Below are 3,765 nucleotides of genomic sequence, written 5' to 3'. Positions count from 1 at the left end.
TTCTTAGGAGAGAAGTACAGGTCGCGCTCGATGCCCAGCCCATGAATCTTCACTTCCTCCATCTCGTCAAGCGACATATTGCCCAACTCCCAGCCGTAGCCCATCGTGACAGCACCGAAACCTATACGGTTCTTAGGGTCGTACTCCAAAAGATAAGCCGTGTAAGCTCCCATCGGGAAGAAATAACGTGCGTAGGCGACCTTATCGCCTATCAATCCTTTCTCTGTGCTGTACAGTTTAGGTAGTCGCTTTCTAATACTGTCGGGCATCAGATTATAGGCGTTATTTGCCTCCTTGTCCGTTTTTGGGTCCTCTTTGGGCAAATCAACCGTTATTCCTAACTTATGCAGTTGCTTCTCGGCTTCTTTCTGCCGTTCTTCCTCCGTCATAGGTACGCCTGTTTCATAGAGTTTGCGATCAAAGAGTTGCTCAACTTCCAAGGAGAGCTGTGTCCTGATACTCTCCGCCATATCATCAATGCTGCCATCGAAGCGATACTCCCATGTAGGCTTGCCGTAGGGGTCTGTACCCATCGTGCGCTCCGTGGCAATGGTGCGATGAGAAATGTCCTTCCAATCTCCTACAAAAAGAGAGTTATGCTTGAAGATGACTGAAGACCCTTCTTCCTTGGGAACAGAAACAGTTTCTACGAACTGCTGCTCAATGCCCTCGCTGATTTCTTTACCCGTCTGCTTCTGTAGGACGATGAGGTCACTGCCTACGTCCGTTCCTGCATTGTCAGAAAACATACCCGATGGCAGTCGGAGAGCGGAGATAAGGCGGCTGTTCTGCATCAGATAACGACGTATGGCTTCATTGCGGGGACTGTCCAATACACCCTGCGAGGTGATGAATGCCAGTAAGCCACCTTCCTTGATGCAGTCCAGACCTTTCACGAAGAAGTAATTGTGAATGGCACGTGTGGACTCACGTTTAAGAGTGTCCTTACCTTTGCTATACTCTCGGTCATAGACCATGAAATCCCCGAAAGGAATGTTGCTTGTAACAAGGTCGTATTTGTCCTTGCCTTCCAGTTCTCCAATAGCTTCAAAAGGCTCGTTTCTAACGAAGATGTTTCCTTTTCCATACGGGTGCAGGGCTTGGCTGATACGAGCAGTGAGCAGGTCTTTTTCCATTGCATCTACAACACCCGCTTGCTTTGCAAAGGTCTCAGCAAAGGCACCCATACCCATAGAAGGGTCTAAACATCGTCTTATCTGCAGGTTTGTGGAGGCAAGTGCGTCCGATATAGCAGACACGATACGGGTATCGGTATAGAAGGAAGTCAGTACACTTGCCTTGATGCTCTCCCAATACCGCTTGGCGGTGTTAGCATCTAAGGCTTCACGGTAAATCATCTGTTTTAGCCTTTGGGTTGGCTCGAAGAGTTGTTGCTCCGACTGGTTCCAATAGCGTAGGTCATCGGGGCTATCACATCGGTTCAGCACGCATTTCAAGCCACCGAAGCCCTGATAGCCACGCAATATGTCTTTCTCGGCTTCGGTGGCTTCACGGCGTTCTTTTTCCAAGCGAAGCACAACACGGATGGCTTCTGTGTTGGCTTCAAGGACGTTTTTCTTATTGTATGCCATAGTATTTTCTTTTTAATTACGGAGGAAAAAGGTCGGAAGATAACAGTATATCACCTTCCGACCTGTTCTGTTCCGCTTTGTTTCTATAGGGATTATCTTCCTCGTTGTTTTTCTTTCCTGTTTTCAAATTCAAAAGAAGTGGTGTAATCTTCATTAAGGACAAGTCGGGCGTTGAACTTTTTGCCTGCCTTACTGATCAATCCTTTGAGAATGGGTGTACGTCCTGTGGTTAGCAAATCCCGGATGTAGTTCTCGGTGAGCAGCGTGCCACAAACCTCACGGAAGATATGAAAGTCACAGCCCTCATGTCTGCATTTGGCAACCTTGGCATAGATGCCCACGCTCTCAGTGCCACACTTGGGGCAGCGATAGGTGGGATAAGACTTCTGTTTGGGAGCCAGCGAGAGGAGTTCCTCGCAGATGGTACCAACGTAGGAGTTGATGCCTTGTGCGAACTTTTCGGGCGGCATTTGTCCTGCTTCAATGGCGGCAAGTGTCAGTTCCCAGCTCCCTGTCATCTCCGCATTGGCGATTCGCTTGTCCTTGACAATCTCATAGACAGCCAAGCCTTTTTCGGTCGGTATAATTGCTTTCTTGTCCCTTCGGATATAGTCACGCAGGATAAGTGTTTCGATGATGTTGGCACGGGTAGCTGGTGTTCCTATACCGCATTCTGCCATAGCTTTTTTGCTTTCTGCATCCTCGACCTCTTTCCCAGCATTCTCCATTGCTGAAAGTAAAGTAGCTTCCGTATAGAGAGGTTTTGGCTTGGTCTTATCCTCGGTGATTTCTGCATCAAGTACAGGCAAGTTTTCTCCCTCTATCAGGTTTGGCAATGAAGACAAAACCTGTTCTTCACCCCCTTCTTTCTTTTCAGCTTCCGCTTCTTTACCTTTCTGCACGGCTTTCCAACCCAAGGAGATTTGTCGGCACGCTTTCCAAGCAAAAGTGCTGTTGCCGTCCGTGAAACGAACCAGCATACGCTCTTCCTCTGAATCGGGAGAAAATGCTTCGATGAAGCGATTGACCACCATTTGATAGATAGTTGTTTCATCTGCCGACATTCCTGAAGGCGTTTCCCCAGTAGGAATAATGGCGTGGTGGTCAGTAATCTTTGCGTTGTCCACCGAATGGCGGTTTAATGGTGTTTCTATCGTTTCTCCTATTTTGCGCAGTAGGGCGGGTACTTCCTCGAAAACATCCTCACTGATGTATCGGCTGCCTGTGCGGGGATAGTTCATAGAATAATGACAATGAAAGAAGAAAGGGCAAACACGAACGGAAACACTTGAACAATAACAACTTATGCACTTTTCTGCATTTTGTGATATGGCAAGATTGAGCGAAAAACGGCAATAGTTCCGTTACCAACTCGTAACCCATAGGGCACAAAGCAAAAAGGGGTTACGAATTGAATATAAACAACTGTGGCATAGGTTTTTATTCCTCATCTTTCATTTTTCTGCATAGCTCAAGAACTCTTGTTCGTATGTACCTTTGCAAGCAAAGGAAATTAGAAAAAAATGACAGAAAAATGAAAGAAAACAAACTGAAAGTCTCGTTTTTCACACAGGCTAAACGAGCGGACAAAAAAGGCATGGTGCCGCTTATCGGACGGATAGAACTGGGCAGGAAGCATTCCGCCTTTTCCGCCAAAAAGAAAGTCCCATTATCTCTTTGGGATAGCAGAAAGCAACGTCTTCTCGGCAAGAGTGCCATCGCAAATTCTATCAACCGGTATTTGAATGAATGCACTGCACTCATTCATGCACGCTATCGGGAACTTTGCGAAAGTGGAGAGTCATTCACGGCTACGGATGTGCGCAATGCCTATCAGGGACAGCTTTGTCAAAGCGCAATGCTTTTAGAGTGCTATGCTGAGTACCTCACACAGATTCATGAAAGAGTGGGCATAGACCGGGCAATGAAAACACTGGAGCTGCGTACCTATCAGCAAACTCTTCTTCGGGAGTATGTGCGTAGGAAATACAAGTTAAGTGATATTCCGCTCATGGAGCTGGATATTTCCTTTATAGAAGGCTATGAATACTTTCTGACAATAGACCGAAAACTGAAACGTGGCAGTATATGCAGTGCCTTGGCTGCATTGAAGGCAGTTGTGAACAAGGCTGTCAAAAATGGCATGATAGACATGTATCCGTTCATTGGTTAC

The 3,765-nt window shown here is 46.8% G+C and carries 1 protein-coding gene and 3 pseudogenes (2 of these 4 running past the window's edge); 1 reads left to right on the top strand and 3 read right to left on the bottom strand.

Annotated features, from left to right (window positions below; genetic code table 11):
• A pseudogene (locus tag E0E16_RS08595) lies at nt 1-3 on the bottom strand (transposase); its annotated part reaches 513 nt to the left of the window's first position; the annotation flags it as partial.
• Nucleotides 1-1,592, bottom strand: a pseudogene (locus tag E0E16_RS08590) (DUF2958 domain-containing protein) (its annotated part extends 16 nt beyond the left edge of the window); the annotation flags it as partial. The pseudogenes E0E16_RS08590 and E0E16_RS08595, both read right to left, overlap by 19 nt.
• Before the next feature lie 92 nt (nt 1,593-1,684).
• Nucleotides 1,685-2,827 (bottom strand): annotated as a pseudogene (locus tag E0E16_RS08585) (type IA DNA topoisomerase); the annotation flags it as partial.
• A 299-nt stretch (nt 2,828-3,126) separates the two neighbouring features.
• Between E0E16_RS08585 and E0E16_RS08580 the strand changes: the two are divergent.
• Nucleotides 3,127-3,765 (top strand): phage integrase SAM-like domain and Arm DNA-binding domain-containing protein (locus E0E16_RS08580; protein WP_181951348.1); only part of this gene is annotated, 639 nt, incomplete at its 3' end.

The organism is Prevotella rectalis (genome assembly GCF_900607215.1).
In the GTDB taxonomy this organism is placed as follows: Bacteria; Bacteroidota; Bacteroidia; order Bacteroidales; family Bacteroidaceae; genus Prevotella; species Prevotella brunnea.
Note: the sequence above shows the minus strand (reverse complement) of the source record. Positions and strands in the feature narration are given on the sequence as shown.